Source organism: Nocardia sp. NPDC049707, assembly GCF_040674855.1.
Classification (GTDB): Bacteria; Actinomycetota; Actinomycetes; order Mycobacteriales; family Mycobacteriaceae; genus Nocardia.
Genome location: NZ_JBFANN010000084.1, coordinates 1 through 14,334, shown reverse-complemented (window position 1 = coordinate 14,334; position 14,334 = coordinate 1). Strand labels below are relative to the sequence as shown.

At 62.5% G+C, this 14,334-nt stretch carries 14 protein-coding genes; 4 read left to right on the top strand and 10 right to left on the bottom strand.

The genetic code is table 11. The features are described 5' to 3' along the window. Window positions 1-23: 23 nt before the first annotated feature. The 4 genes from AB0J29_RS36150 to AB0J29_RS36135 all read right to left on the bottom strand — a co-directional run bounded on the left by AB0J29_RS36150 (window position 24) and on the right by AB0J29_RS36135 (window position 3,385). The gene (locus AB0J29_RS36150) at window positions 24-1,058 is read right to left on the bottom strand and encodes a hypothetical protein (RefSeq protein ID WP_364795606.1); all 1,035 of its coding nucleotides are present in this window, start codon (window positions 1,056-1,058) and stop codon (window positions 24-26) included. An 800-nt stretch (window positions 1,059-1,858) separates the two neighbouring features. Further along, window positions 1,859-2,140, bottom strand: a complete 282-nt coding sequence (locus AB0J29_RS36145) for a hypothetical protein (RefSeq protein WP_364795604.1) — start codon at window positions 2,138-2,140, stop codon at window positions 1,859-1,861. Continuing rightward, a complete protein-coding gene (locus AB0J29_RS36140; RefSeq protein WP_364795601.1) occupies window positions 2,137-2,277 on the bottom strand; it encodes a hypothetical protein in 141 nt (46 codons plus the stop codon). Before AB0J29_RS36140 ends, AB0J29_RS36145 begins: the two co-directional genes overlap by 4 nt. A gap of 73 nt (window positions 2,278-2,350) precedes the next feature. Next, the gene (locus AB0J29_RS36135) at window positions 2,351-3,385 is read right to left on the bottom strand and encodes a DUF3560 domain-containing protein (RefSeq protein WP_364795599.1); all 1,035 of its coding nucleotides are present in this window, start codon (window positions 3,383-3,385) and stop codon (window positions 2,351-2,353) included. Between the two features lie 204 nt (window positions 3,386-3,589). Here AB0J29_RS36135 and AB0J29_RS36130 point away from each other — a divergent pair, with 204 nt between their 5' ends. From AB0J29_RS36130 to AB0J29_RS36115, 4 genes are all read left to right on the top strand, one after another. Then, window positions 3,590-4,672, top strand: a complete 1,083-nt coding sequence (locus AB0J29_RS36130) for a tyrosine-type recombinase/integrase (protein ID WP_364795609.1) — start codon at window positions 3,590-3,592, stop codon at window positions 4,670-4,672. After that, window positions 4,669-4,998: a helix-turn-helix transcriptional regulator gene (locus AB0J29_RS36125; protein WP_364795597.1), complete on the top strand. Its 330-nt coding sequence runs from the start codon at window positions 4,669-4,671 to the stop codon at window positions 4,996-4,998. The genes AB0J29_RS36130 and AB0J29_RS36125 overlap by 4 nt, the downstream gene beginning before the upstream one ends. Next, window positions 4,995-5,522, top strand: a complete 528-nt coding sequence (locus tag AB0J29_RS36120; protein ID WP_364795594.1) for a hypothetical protein — start codon at window positions 4,995-4,997, stop codon at window positions 5,520-5,522. Before AB0J29_RS36125 ends, AB0J29_RS36120 begins: the two co-directional genes overlap by 4 nt. A 130-nt stretch (window positions 5,523-5,652) precedes the next feature. Beyond that, the gene (locus tag AB0J29_RS36115) at window positions 5,653-6,996 is read left to right on the top strand and encodes a hypothetical protein (RefSeq protein WP_364795591.1); all 1,344 of its coding nucleotides are present in this window, start codon (window positions 5,653-5,655) and stop codon (window positions 6,994-6,996) included. A gap of 321 nt (window positions 6,997-7,317) precedes the next feature. Here AB0J29_RS36115 and AB0J29_RS36110 read toward each other — a convergent pair whose 3' ends face one another. The 6 genes from AB0J29_RS36110 to AB0J29_RS36085 all read right to left on the bottom strand — a co-directional run bounded on the left by AB0J29_RS36110 (window position 7,318) and on the right by AB0J29_RS36085 (window position 14,191). Beyond that, on the bottom strand, window positions 7,318-8,424 hold the full coding sequence (locus tag AB0J29_RS36110) for a hypothetical protein (protein ID WP_364795589.1): 1,107 nt from the start codon (window positions 8,422-8,424) through the stop codon (window positions 7,318-7,320). 689 nt (window positions 8,425-9,113) lie between these two features. Then, window positions 9,114-9,515 carry a hypothetical protein gene (locus tag AB0J29_RS36105; protein WP_364795586.1) on the bottom strand — a complete coding sequence of 134 codons (402 nt, stop codon included), beginning with the start codon at window positions 9,513-9,515 and terminating at the stop codon, window positions 9,114-9,116. Window positions 9,516-9,595: 80 nt separating this feature from the next. Continuing rightward, window positions 9,596-10,207 (bottom strand): hypothetical protein, encoded by a 612-nt coding sequence (locus AB0J29_RS36100; RefSeq protein ID WP_364795584.1) that lies wholly within the window; start codon window positions 10,205-10,207, stop codon window positions 9,596-9,598. 454 nt (window positions 10,208-10,661) lie between these two features. Continuing rightward, complete coding sequence (locus tag AB0J29_RS36095; protein ID WP_364795581.1) at window positions 10,662-11,495, bottom strand: hypothetical protein; 834 nt, start codon at window positions 11,493-11,495, stop codon at window positions 10,662-10,664. A gap of 357 nt (window positions 11,496-11,852) precedes the next feature. After that, window positions 11,853-12,962, bottom strand: coding sequence for a hypothetical protein (locus AB0J29_RS36090; RefSeq protein ID WP_364795579.1), 1,110 nt, complete (start codon window positions 12,960-12,962; stop codon window positions 11,853-11,855). Then, window positions 12,959-14,191 (bottom strand): hypothetical protein, encoded by a 1,233-nt coding sequence (locus AB0J29_RS36085; protein WP_364795577.1) that lies wholly within the window; start codon window positions 14,189-14,191, stop codon window positions 12,959-12,961. Before AB0J29_RS36085 ends, AB0J29_RS36090 begins: the two co-directional genes overlap by 4 nt. Window positions 14,192-14,334: the final 143 nt, after the last annotated feature.

Sequence of the window (14,334 nt, the reverse complement as noted above, 5' to 3'; positions counted from 1 at the left end):
CCAGCCGAGTATGAAGCCGACTACTATGCACACCGCGCCGAGCAACCAGCCGGTGACAGATAAAACGGTGTGCACCAAAGCCGGGGCGATTCAGGAGACAGCCACTCGGCGACCTTGTCGCGGGTTTCAGCGGTGATCACCGCCAGGCGCTTGCGGTAGGTGTCTTGGGACCAGCTTCCGCCGACCTCGAGACGATCCCCGATATGGCGTTTGGTGTAGGCGAACATCGGCAACGTGAGCCCGTTGCCGCAGATTTCGACCATCAGCTCCGGTTTCAATGTGACTGCGTGGTGGCCGATCTCGGAGTTGGAGAACCGGAACCCGGCGAACACGATCGGTTCGCTGCCGGGACGATAGCCGTGGCCTTCGCGGGCCGCGACCGGGCGCCATCGATCCAGTTCGCCTGTGGCGCGGCGGCGTTCGGCCTCGAGGTCGGGGTTGGCGAACGGGGTCCGATAATTCGCCAGGAAACCCGGTGCCAGCGCCCGCACCTTCGGTGAGTACACCTTGCAGTGCATGGAGGACTCGGTCAGATCACACGAACGGACAGACACATCCGCATCCGCTTGGCGGATGCCCTCCAGCACGGCGGTGAGGACGTCGAGGTTGTCGATGATGCCGTAGCGATCCGACAACACCGCCCGCAGAATCCCGGGCTCGTCCGGAACACCGGAGGTGAACAGCCGCAGCAGAAACGACCGGTCATCACCCGTGCTGGGCAGGCGCGGGTCGTCGCAGCCATGCAGCAGGCCATTGACGTTGCCGTCGTACAGATCGGTGCGGGACTCCTCACGCAACCACTTCAGAAATCCAACGGGGATCTTGAGCTTGGACCCGAGGTGGGAGTCGGCGGCGGCGGTAGGCCGATAGAGGCCGTCGACGAGAGTGAAACCCCGCTCATCCAGGACCGGTTCGACCCCGGACAACTGCAGCAGACCATCACTGGCACGCAACGCCGACGCCGGGGCGACGACATCGAGTTTCGCGGCCTGCTGAACATTCAACAGACCGACCAGATCCCCCAACTCGGCGTGACGCACACAGGTAGCGATCGACATGAGTCAAACTCCTCTCCGACAGACGGATACAGATGACAGGGCAGGGCGTTGCGGGGGCCGCCGTGCGGGTTCAGTGCTGTTGGTGCAGTGCGGCCACCAGCGCCCACGACGCATCGACCTCGGCGCGTGCCACGGAGTGGCGATGAAAGGCGAATTGCTCAAGGGTTTTATGGCCTCAAGGGCGCGGGCAGCGTTCTGGCGGCACTGCTCAGCCGCCCAGCGCCGATGGCGGGCGGCACGGTCATCGGTGAGGAATTCACCGATGATCTCGGTGACGGTGTCGGACACCAACTCTCGGATATCCGCCTCAGCCGTGGCCAGCGGATACCCAGATGCATGCTCAGATAAGCCGGGTTCGCCCAGACACCAGCGCGGCGCCCCCGCGCCCGGTCGTGCCCGGTTCGAACCGGCGGTGGCACGGGGATTGCCGAGGCGCTCATCCTCGACGACGAGACCGAACAACCGCAGCACCACCATCGGCCGGGCCTCGGTGACCCCGTCGAAACCGGGTGATGCTCGGCCATGTCGGCGAACACGGATCGGGGCGTCGTCGGAGGCGAACAAGGTGTAGGCGGATATCCGTAGTCGGCGGAGTTGATGGAGGTGCTGACGGCGAAAGCTGGAGCGGACATGACGAATCCGGATGTCCTCTCAATAGCAGGTGTGTGGTCAGCTGGCTGCCCAGACGAGCCGGAGAATGGCTGCCCGATCTGGGTGATCGCTGCCCGCGACCGGCGGTGCCGCGCGATCGCGGTGTCGGCGAAGTCGGTGGTGACGACCGCGCGGTAGCGAGGCCGGGTTCAAGGGTGGAGGGCTGAGGGCCGGGTGCACTCGACCTCGGGGCCGGCGCCGATGTCGCGGCCGTGGCACCAGTTGGTCCAAGCGTCGGCGATATTCGGGCGCGAACCACCCGCGGCGACGAGTACGGCGAAGGCGTGCCCGAAATCGATTGCCTCCCCAGCGCCGACCCCACGCGCATCGCACCAGCCACGCACGTAGCCGATGGCCTCGAAACACATCAACTCCGCGCTCCGGTTCCGCATCGCGGCGGTGTACTGCTCGAACTCTGGCACCCGGGTCACTGACCTGCTCCGGGTTCGTCGGCGACCTCACCACAGCTCAACCACGCCCGCCAGGAGTTCGGGTTCGGGGACAGCGTGGTGCGCCGTTGGGTGAAAAAGTCCGCCGGCACTGGTCGTGGTGGCTGGTGTGCGGACATGGCGAACAACTCCTTCGTGGGATCGATGAGCCCGCCCGCACCCATGTGGGGCGGCGGTGACAGGGTTCTTTTGTCAGGCCGCCGTGGCGGGCATGTAGATACGGGCCTCGACGATGACCCGGACCTGGTTGTGGACCTGTTCGGGCCAGCACACCGGCCCGGACACTGCGAACTCGGTGACCGGCAGCTCGATCGGTTCACCTCGTAACCGGCCGGGTTCGCGGCGCTGCGCGCTCACCCGCACCACCCCCGGTGCGGTGACCGGCTGCGGTGGGGTGGCATACCAGCGGTCCGGGTGCGCCCACACTGCGACGTATTCGAGGCCGCCAATTTCCCAGTACCAGCGATCGGACTGCGGGCCGCGCTGGTGGTCAAGTTTGGTCTTGCCGCCGCGGCGTTTCGGACGCGGCGCCAGCGTGCCAGCGTCGAGGTCCTCGAAGATGTCCGGGAAGCGGTCGCGGGCTTCGGGTTCGGTCATCACCGCGGTGATCTCGTGGTAGCGCACGGTGTAGTCGGTAGTGACCTCACGATGACAGGCATATTTGCCGAGGATGGTGTGCAGCGGCGTGTGTGGCTGCGCAATGTTCACCACCGACACCGATTTCGCGTTCACGCGAGTGACCTGCCGCCACGCGCGGCCACCGACGCCGACGAAGTCACCGACGGTGAAATCCGAAGGTCCCCAGCCCGGCGTCAGGCCGTCGACGATCTGTTGATCGCGGACCTGGTTCCAGTAGGTGATCTCACCGGCGCGCTGGGACATGCGGTCCAGGACTCGCTGCCGGTACTCACCCGTTGCGGGCGTGTGGGTTTCGGCGTAGGCGACCTCACCGTCGGCGGTTCGGGAGATCACGCGGGTGTGACCGTCGAGGGTGCGTTGATCGCCGCGCTGTTCGGCCTCGAGAGTATCGATACGTTTGGCCACGGCGCGTGGGGCGTAGCGGAGATCGGTAGTGCGCGCCGCCGCGTCGGCGCGATCATGCGCGTGATCGGCGTCTCCGCCCGCCTGCACCGACCGGCCCCAAGCATCCCATGACTTCTCGATCGCGCGACGGTGACGGCGTTCGGAGTGATGGCCGATCTTGACCGGCTCACCACCCGGCGGCAACGCCTGAAACTGAGCGAAATTGCATCCGATGCAACATCTCCGCCGACCCGGCGACGCCTGTACGTCCTCGTCGGACGGGTGCGCCGAACGGTGTCGAGCCTATCAGCGGTGGGGTTGATCTGCCGCTCTCTGGCATTGCAGCATCAATGTTGCGTCTGATGCAACAGGCGGGTGGGTTCTGAAGCGCCGGGTTCGGCGCGTCTGGTGTTGGCCGAGAGTGTTGTTCATCTCGACCCGGCTCCGGCTGTCCTGGAAGCGATGCTGGAGGGATGGCGGCGTCAGCAGTCGGCGCGGTTCCTGAAGACCTCGACGATCACGCCGCGGTTGCGGTTGATCCGGCGGTTGGTCGAGTTCACCGGCTCGTATCCGTGGCAGTGGACACCGGCCGATGGCGAGGCATTTATCGATGACCTCCGCAGCGGATCGCGGCCTCGCGCGGTATCGACCGCACGTGGGTACGAGGTGTCGATCACGATGTTCGTCGAGTTCCTGCTCGACTCCCGATACGAATGGGCGCGGGTGTGCGAGGAGCGCTTCGGCGAAGTCCCGCAGGAGATCTTCCATGAGGGCAACTCGATCGTGCACCGCGTCGACTACGAAGGCGATCCACGACGGCGGGCATTCACTTTCGACGAGGTGCAGGCGCTGTTCGACGCCGCCGACGCGCGCCCTGGGCAGATCACCGAGCGTGGGGTGAAAGGTGCATTAGGGGCCGCACGAGACGCGGCGGTGTTGAAGACGGTCTATGCCTACGGTCTTCGGCGTGGCGAGGCCGCGAGATTGGATTTGACGGACCTGCGACGCAACCGCAAGGCGCCGCGGTTCGGTAACGCGGGTCTGTTGATGGTGCGGTACGGGAAATCCTGGAAAGGGTCACCGCCGAAACGTCGTTCGGTGTTGTTGGTGCCGGAGATGGATTGGGTCGTCGAGGTGCTCGGTGACTGGGTGAGCGATCTGCGACCACGATTCGTGGCAGGCAAGCATCCGGCGCTGTGGGTGACCGAACGAGCGGGTCGACTCTCCCCGCGATCGATCAACGAGGCATTCGTCGCCGCGCGGGACGCCGCCGGGTTGGAGGACTGTCTGGACGTACATTCGCTGCGGCACTCCTATGTCAGTCATCTTCTTGAATTTGGTTATCCCGCAAGGTTTTTACAGGAGCAGGTCGGGCATTCGCATGCGGCGACGACGGCGATCTACTCCCATGTCTCACCGGAGTACCGCAGCAGGCTGTTGGAGGCGGCGTTGCGGGGCAGGCTGGGTGAGGAGTGGGAGGTGACGGCATGATCAAGAAGATGGGTTACCAGTGGCGGTTGCGGTATCTGATGGCCGAGCGGGGCATGTTCCAGACCTCGGAGCTGGGGCCGTTGCTGACCGAACGCGGGATCAGACTCTCCCGTGAGCAGGTGTATCGGCTGGTCACCCAGGCACCGCAGCGGTTGAACATGGACGTGCTGGTCGCGCTGTGCGACATCCTCGACTGCACACCCAACGACCTGATCCACCCCGAAGCGGTCAACAAGCAGATACCCAAGACAGTCGGCGGTGAGACACCGTCGTCGGCCCCGATCACGCCACGGCGATCGGTCATCCGCCGTCCCGGGGCTACATGACAACCGGCGACCAACAGCGCAAACACCACCGCGCCCACGAGCTGACCCAGATCCACGCGCGGGTCCTGGATGCGCTCTGCTTGGCGTTACCGGCGCTGTCTCGCGGCGACGCCGAAGCGGCGTTGACCGCCGCGGCCGTGTCGCGTGCACAACAGATCCGCGGAATCGACCGGCACCTGACCGAATTCCCCGACGCGCTCACCTCCCGAAACGGAGTCGCCCCTGCCGCGTTCGATCGATTGCTGCACGTACTCGCCCACGCCGGTCACCCGGTGACGGTTCCGGCGTGCACCGGGTGCGGGCGCACCGACGTGGCCCTGCGGCACCGCACACCACAAGGGCGACAATGCCAGTCGTGCTCGTGGAAAGCCCGCGAACGGCACTGCGCCCACTGCGGCGAACTGCGTCCGGTCGCCCGCCGCAGCGAGCGGGGACCTCAATGCCGAGCCTGCTATCGAGCCGACTCCGACCTGCGTCGCCGCTGCGCGCGTTGCGGTCGAGAGTTGGCCCCGCACCCCACGTGAATGCGCCGACTGCGGGAAGACCACTCGACCACACGCGAACTGGCCGATCGGCACGCTGTGCCGATCCTGCTACCTACGCCGGTATCGAAACCCGCGGCCGTGCACCATGTGCGGGACATCGATGGTGCTGGTGGGCCGGTGTGAGAGCGGTGAGATCTGCGGGCCGTGCTCGGGCGCAACACATCTGGCGTTCATCTGCCAGCAGTGCGGCGAGCCCGGCGACATCTACGCCGTGGGCCGGTGCTCGATGTGTGTGGGCACTCGCCGCGTTCGCGCCCTGCTCACCGACCCCACGACGGGAACGCCGCCACCTCGACTCACCCCACTGCTCAACGCGCTGAGCACCGTGAGCGGGCCGTCGCTGGTGAAATGGGCACACCGCAGCGCGACCGCGCGGCTCCTCGCTGCGCTGGTCGCGCGAAATGACGACATCAACCACCACACCCTCGATCTTCTGCCGCAGGACAACACTACCCGCGAAATCCGGGAAATCCTCGTCGTCACCGGAGTGCTGCCCGCGCGCGAGGAAACACTTGCCCAGCAACATATTTGGATCAGTGTGTTCCTCGGCAGGTTGTCCACATCGCAGCAGTTGATCCTGCGTCCCTACGCCGAGTGGCAGGTTCTGCGCGTCGCTCGCCGCAACGCCGGAAAGGGTCGATACCACCATGGCTCGAGTCGATACGATCGTCGCAAACTCTCGACCGCTGCACACTTCTTGAACTGGCTCGATGACAGGCAGCTACGCCTCGGTGCGACCAGCCAGACACATCTCGACCAGTGGATCGACGCGAACAACCGCAACGCCACTCTGCTTGCCCCGTTCATCGCCTGGGCCAGGCGACGGCGACTCGTTTCCGCGCTAGAGATCGACTACGAGCCGCGTGCCCTGCCGTCGCAGTTCCTCACCGACGATGACTTTCATCAGCAGCTACAGCGTTGCCTCAACGACCCTACGATTCCCCTCGACGCACGGGTCGTTGCCGCTCTGGTCCGTCTCTACGGGCTGTCTGTGTCTCGCATACTCACCCTCACCACCGACCGCTTCCACCGAGACGACGGCCACGCGTACCTGACCATTAGCGAGCATCCAGTACTGCTCCCACCCAAACTCGCCGTCCTGATCGAACGACAGATCAACGCACGCGCCCCCTCCATGTTCCAAATATCCGACGGGCCCCGCTATCTACTGCCAGGCAGACCGCCCAGCCGACCACGCACGCAGAAAGCGATCGGCAGAGTTCTCAGCCGAAACGGTCTGCCCACCCTCGCCGCGCGCAACACGGCGATGATCGAAACCGCTGCTCAACTACCGGCCATCGTGATCAGCGACCTGTTCGGTATCCACGTCAACACCGCGCACCAATGGGCAGAACTGGCCCGAGCCGCTGGGCCGGATACCTCGCCGCCGCCGAGGACGAGAGCGAACCAAGCGACTGATTCAACGGTCGACCGCAGACTCCAAATACGGTAGTGCCGGCCTTCGGCCGCCCTTGAGCCTGTCCATTCTTGCCAGAACGGCGACAACAGTTCGAGACCAGAACTTAAACGGTCTCTGCCTCTGTGTCATTCGTTCGTACGACACATGCGCAATTTTTAGCCCGTCCTGGCTGTGTTATGGCGGTTGGGCGGTCGTAGGATCTGCAGCAGCCATCAAGGTGGGCGATTGCGGAGACTCGCGTGCACTCGTACGCGAGCTCATCGACAGGGGAGTGGTTGTTGTATCTGTCGCGTGTGCGTAGTACCTGGAGCCGTATATCTGGCGATGCGCATAAGGTATGCCGCCGCTGTAGTTTCACCCCTCATCGCTATATATGAAGAGTGGGGGTGCTCCTTCGGATGATAATTCCTGCCAATTTGATTCCCATTTCGGGAGCGGCTCAAGGATGGACGCTGTCAGGGGGCTGATTTGCCCCCAGTTATCACGCGGTGGAAGTTGATCGCCCTGGGTCTCCTGTGCAATATTGATTGCGATCTCGTCGATCTGAATGGCTCTTGGAATAAGGACGCCCGGACAATAGATTGTTGAAAGCTCTCTAATTGACCTCACAGTGGCAACTAAGTCGCCATCTGCGGCCTCTAAGACATACAGGAATGAGTCATAATTGCAACTGACTACGGAATCTTCGGATCCTAGAGTGGGGTTATATATATCCCACCATGTGAGTACGCACCCGGTTACTGACGTAGGTCTCGCCGGGGCCTCTTTTCCGAACAGCTCACGTAGTGGCCACGACCCGTCATCAATAGCGGCAGCGACGGTCTGGCATTGACTTATTGCCTTGGGGAAATTTACTCGTTGGTGGATAAAATTACGTGACTGTATGTTTGTTCTGAATTTGTCGTACGTTGTTTTCAGTTCGAGCACAACTACGTCGCCTGATTCTCGATCCAGTAGGACTAGATCTGCCTCTCCGATTCCTCGGTGTCGACGACGTGCTACCCAGGAAATTCTGTCGCTTCGAATCTGGGATCCGAACCAATCCGCAGCAAACGCGAGGGTGCTGCCGACTGTTCGATCCCACGCACGGGAGTGGCGGCGCACCAAAAGGCTGAGGAACCCGAGATCGGGGTGAAGCACATGAAATGCGAAGGGCCACAGTGCCAGAAACTCGCCGCAACGCAAAAATGGTGCCTGCACTCCCCATTCGCTCGCTTCCTCTGGTGTTACCGTATGCAAATCTGTTAATGAGTAAAAATGATCTACCTCTCCTGGAGAGAAGTCTTTCGCCATGGCAAAGGAAGTCCATGAGTCAAACAAATCGTCCTTGGTGTACCAGCGTCGATACTGATGCATCGCCGTGTCGATAATCCATGCTCTGAAGGCAGGGATCATGTCGAAATTTATCTTCGTCTCAGCGGCAAGAGTCTGCCAGCTATGACTAGAGCTCTCGCTGAACACTCTGAGACTAAACATCCCTGCTGTCAGCGCATAATCGGAGAGAGAGTCGCCTCCGTGAATTGCTGATTCCAGTAAGCTTGCGACTCTGATCGGATATCGTGACTTCTCCGCGATGGCGCCTACTAGATGTAGTGCCGAGCGGCGTGCTGGCGGTGACAAAACAATCCTGTAGCCATTCTCGTCTGACAGTAGAGACCAAATACCCTCATTGAAAGACGCGATTACATGCGAATCGAAATATTCTCGCCGCTCATATGTGAAAAGCTCTTCCGCGAAGGGGTCGGAAAAAAATTGCGTGCTCGAAGTATGGAACTGCAAACTTGTCAAATCTCTTTATGCACGACACCAGAATTTGCCAGTTTAATGAATGATCCAGGGAACTGTAGCGAGGTACGTGATCCACTATTTCATTGCCGGCCGCAATTCCTAGATCGAAGAGCATCGGTACTACGTAATTTGCTGAGGCGACATACTCGAACGGATCTAAAATCGGCGCGAGCCTCGTTCGATTTTTTTGTTGCTTCGCAAGCCCGTCAACAAGACGCTGCTGTAGCTCAGGTTCAGTTCGGCGCACCTGTCTACGGTGCCACACCTCGGCTACGGCCCGCTATCGAAATAGCGCACACATAGACTATCTCTGGAACCGGGCGACACGAGGCTGAGCGGGGAATAGCGCACAGTTCGAATACCTACACTCCACCAGTGCAAGCACGCTCGTGTGCGGAGTCGGCAGCGACAGCTTTCGCGTCCTTGCGGGACGCTTTGTCCTGCAACGCCTGCACCCGGTCGGCCTGGCGTGCGGCGCGGTCGCCTTCTGCATGCAGGGTCGGGCGCGCGGTGCGATCGATACGGACCTCGACGTCGAACCCGGCCTCCCGCAACGCTTTCGCGGCGGCGTCGATGGCGAACTGCTTAGGCTGGCGATCACGGGAGGACACCACGATCCACGTGCCCAGGCTGCGAGCCCAACGCCAATGCCCGACAGCCCTTTTCACCCCCGTCATCACTTCGTAGGTGCCGTCGCCACGGACCGTGCCTTCCAACACGGTGCCTTCCTCAGCGGTATGGGAAATCGTCACCACCGTCACCACCACCTCTCCAAATAGTTAAACATGCGCATGAGTGCATGCAATTGACGTGTGTTGGCCTGTCGGCTGCCGTGCGCAGTGGATCAGGTCAATGGGCCCCTGACGGTTTCGGGTAGGACATAGTCGTGTGGCCCGGTCTGGATCAGTTCATCGCGAGTGAAACTGTCGACCACGTGCCCGACCCAATGAGCGGTCAAGCCAGGGGAGGCGCCGGCGCCGTGTAGCCAGGCGTCGAACAGGTCGTCGATCTCGAACAGACGCCCGCTCGCGGGATCCTCGACAAACAGCCAGGCGTCTTCGCCGCAACGGACCCGCACCAACGCCAACCCGGTGGCGGTTTCGATGTCGGTGAACAGTAACCCGATCCGCTCGGCGGGCACCAGCGGTACGGCGCCGAGGCAACCGGCGAAGGCGGTGCCATCACCGAAACCCCGAACGGAATCGGTGAGTTCACGGCGGTGCGCCTCGGTTACCGCGAAGACCACATCACCGAGCACCTCACCGACACGCGAACACGTGACTCGGGCGCGGACCTGCCCGAGTTCGGCGCGGGTGAGCGTGCCACCAAGCCTCCCAAGCAGATCCGCGGCCGTGATCACCGCCAGATACGGCGCAGCGGTCGTCCGTGCCGGTCCTGCGGTCACCTCGGCGGATCCGGTCTGGTCGGTGCGAGTATTGGGCTCCTCGGCGCGCATCCCCGACCTCTATATAGGCGCCAGCGGTGAGGTCGTCGTTCCGCACCTCGACCCGCCTTAGCCCGCCCTCCGCGACACCGACCTGGCCCGTGGAATCGAGACCGAACAGCCAGCTCATCAGCTCGGAAACCTCGATCATGAATCACCTCTTTCTGTTGCATGAGTGGCTATTTCGGCGAGGCCGTGGCATGGGGGGCGTCGCCGCAGCGGGCGCGTGGACCTCGACGGTGTCATCGAGTCGGTACAGGTCGATGACCAGTCGGCCGGAGCCGGTCGCGCGGATGCTGATCAGTCCGCCACCACAGGCGTGACTGATCTCGACGATCCGCTCGTCGGGGCCTTGGTGGCGGCTGGCGACGCAGTCGACGATCACTTTGGGTCGAGCCATGATCGAGAAACCTCTGTCCGGGAAAGAGTGCGGGGCGCTATATCGGACGCTGGACACGCCGCAGGGTCAGGCGGCGCGCAGAGATGTTGAAGGGATGAATGTCTCGGCGGTGTCTTCGAGTGCAAGCAGCGTGGAATCGGCGTGGCCGCGCCATCGGATCTCGAACTTCCCGCGCGCCTTATCAGCAACCGAGTCCGGTGCCGCGACATGAAACTCCTCCAACTGCGGATAGCCCTCGGTCGCCGCGGTCAGCCACAGACGGGTGTGCTCATCATCGGTACGTAGCGGCAGTTGCAGATGCTCGGCCAGCCCGGCAACGAACGCGCCAGTTCGGACGCGATCACCGCGATGCACGATCTGGATGGACCGCCACGCTCGTGCCGGAGCCGTGTAGCAGCGCCGCACCCGATACACCGCCCACCCACACTCATCGAGCGCGGCATCAGCGAGGGCGTGAACCTCATTTGCGCTGTTGGCGCGTAGCCGGTCTCGCAGCGACTTGCCGGGCCCGAACAGGCCGGAGCGGTGGTTCAACGCGAGCGTGACGAATTCATCGACCAGGTGTTTGTACCCCTCATCTGGGGCAGCCTGGTAGCGGGCGCGCTGGTCGGGCCAGCTCGGCACCGACACGAAACAGCACTGGCGGCAACACGATTTCGGCCACCACACCCCGAACAACCCGAACAGATACCCCTGACACCGTGCGCGGGACCACTGTACGGCGGCGAGCGGGTAGATCGGATGACGCTGCCCGCCCATCGTCACCGAGGTATCGCGGGCGATCCGTCCGGTCTCCTCCGCGTTGAACCCGACCGTGTGAATGTAGGGCCGGCGACCCAAATGTGTTGCACGCCAAGCGTCGAGCGGTTGTCCCTTAGCCTTGGCTGAGCTTCTCTGCACTTTGCAAGTCGAACCGAGATGTCAGTCCAACTACTGGTGTTTCCGGGTGGGGAGCGCATCGACATCCACACGCGGGCACCTGTCCAGCCTTGCAGGGGGCAGGCCGCATGCGGTTCATCCTGCGCTATGCGGCATTACGGCGCATGCCTTCGAATGCAGGTGATGCCCTTCGTCATCGGATCGATGGGCAATGATGTCCACGTGCCTTCTCACCCCGGAGGCGAGGGGCGAGCTGGCGATGGTGTTTTCGTTTGGTCACGCAATAGGGCGAACCGGACACCAACAACACGTTCCCACTGGCCACTGACAGAGATCCAGGCCGGAGACACTCTAAATCCACAGCCTGCTCGGTATTTACTACCGGAAGACCTCAGCGAAGGTGTACGCGAGAGTGAGGGCGCGGGAGTTTCCTGCGGCGGCGAAACATGCCAATAGGTGCGCAAAGGCCTTTGCGTTGTCGCTGTTGTCCAGGATCAGTTGACGGTTCTCGCTTACAAGGCGGTCGAGGTAGGACATGACGTCGTTGCCGGTGATGGTGTCGCTGGCGTACATGCTGTGTCTAGGAATGGCTTTCGCGATGGCTTGCAGCGCGCGGGGTTCGTCAAGAGGGGCGAGGAAGATGAGAGTTTCGACGGCTGCGTGAATAGACTGTGGGTTCGGTATGGCCGTGCAGGTGGCCAGCAGCGGGTAGGCGAGTTCAGCGAATGCTGCGTGTTCGGGCCCCGGCTTCGGGCCAGCGGCCTGTTGGTCTGAGTTGTAAGCGCCGCTTGCGAAGTAGACCTGCTGGGCTATGTCGTGCGCTAGTTCCGCTGCGCGCTGGAGTTCGGTCTGCACGTGGGGCGAGGTCTCCGCTGCAGAAGAGTGCCGGGTCCATGTGTCCTGGCAGCTCTGCGCAGCAAGGGTCAGCAGCCGAAATGCCTCACTGCGGCCCTCATCACTAGCTGGCGAGAGGTAATCGCGGGCACATTGGGCGAATATCTCGACGGTGTCCGCGTTCGCCATTGCCTCGCCGCACCATCGCTCAATAGTTTTAGAGGCAAAGGGAGTCCGATGAATAAGGGCTAAGAATGTCAGCAGCCCAGCGATGACGCGCCCCTCGTCGGTTCTAGGAGAGAAATCGATGTGTTCGAGGAGTTGCCGGAGGATCGCGTCCGTTTCTGAACTAGCACCATAGGTGATCTGTGTGAAGTGATGCAGCAGAATCAATCTGGTTGCCGAATTGGCCTCAGTGACCAAGAGGTCACCGAGGGCGGTGGCGGTGGCGGCAAGGTCGTTGTTGTGGTGCAATGCCTTGGCAGCGTGCGCGGCTTGCATCCGAACCAGTGGGCTATTGTCGTGTAGCGCTGCGGAAAGTATGCTGCCGATTTCGGCACCGGTGGGGCTCTCGCGCCAATCAGCGCGTATGAACAATGCGGCCAGTCCTTGGATTCCTGTATCGCGCATGCCTGAACTCCACATCGCACTCATCCGATGAAGTTTCCCGTGTCCGGGCTCTGAGCCGACTCCCGCATGATGCCGAATATGCGGTCTCCTAGAGGGGTGTCTGGAGTAACTCTGCTATCGTGGGACAACGTTGCCGCAGCTTCGACCCGGAGTTTGGCGAGTTCAGCGGGAAGCGGTGAACAGGTCGCGAACAGGGCATCGGCCTCTTCGAAGAGGGTGGGCAGTTGTCGTTCGTGCTCGGGACGCGTGTCGTTTCCTCCTCGGACTATGCCTAACTCCTCCGACAGGGCTCGGCCAGCAGCTTGGACCGTCTGCTCGATGACAATGCCTTGCTCGGCCAACCCATCGAATATTGTCACGCTTCGGCTGGTGACTATCGGCTCAGGTCGCCGGGAGATCGGCGGTGGGCCACCCGGCCCTGTCGCCGCCAGCCGGGCTTGCAGGACCGGTGAAGTAACCAGATCCCGGTTAAGGCACCCGACCAGGACATCTTTGGTGTGTTGGCTTCCGCCGTTCGCGTCGAGGAGATCGTATGCCCGGAGAACGATGTCTTCCAATTGATTCGCCAGTGCTGGGTCCGCACCGGACAGCGCGGCCAGCAGGTGCGCAGAGGCTGCGTGGGTGACAGGATGAGCGAGCAGTGCTCCTGAATCCAATGCAGGCAAGAGGGCTACTCCCAGGTCATGGGCGTTGTCTGAAGCTGCGATCAGGGCGTCCCACGCCATAGCGTTGTGAAGTCGGCCTACCAAGTCCGAAAGCACGTCAGCATCCGGTTCTGCCAGTCGTGTCAGCGCAGCGCTGAGCGCGTGAGCAGCGAGTTCACCGATACGATGTCGAGTTGTGACAGGGTAGGCACCGAAGCCGAGCCATCCTTGGACATCGCCGAACGACAGCGGCCAGGCAGGAGATGATTCTCGTGTCGGCGGCAGCTCCGAGATATCGCAGAAGATCTTGCTGGCGGTGTGCAGGTCGGCGGAACAGAGCGCACTGAACGCCTGCCCCAAGGTGTAGATACTGTGACCTGCTTGTTGGCGCCGCGACTCGTGCATCGGAACCATGACACTGCGGCTCAGCGGGACGTTCTCGTCACGGGTCTCGTTGAACGTCAGGATCACTGACGCTGCACGATAGGCCAGGCCGGGGGCGACAGGCATCAGCCGGACCAGGGCCATGGCGAGACCACTGAGCACTGAGCCACCCCAGTGAGACAACGCGCGGTCGTCTTCGAGGAGTCGTTCAATCGCCGCGGACACCGCAGGACTTACACCGACTGTGTACTGGAGATGGTTTGCGGCAGCCTCAGTGAGCGTCTGAGAACTGTGTCAGGTGCGAGCGAGGCGGCGTGACATGACAGCAATCATGGCGATGTAGACGATCGCTTCGTGGTGGTCGGGTC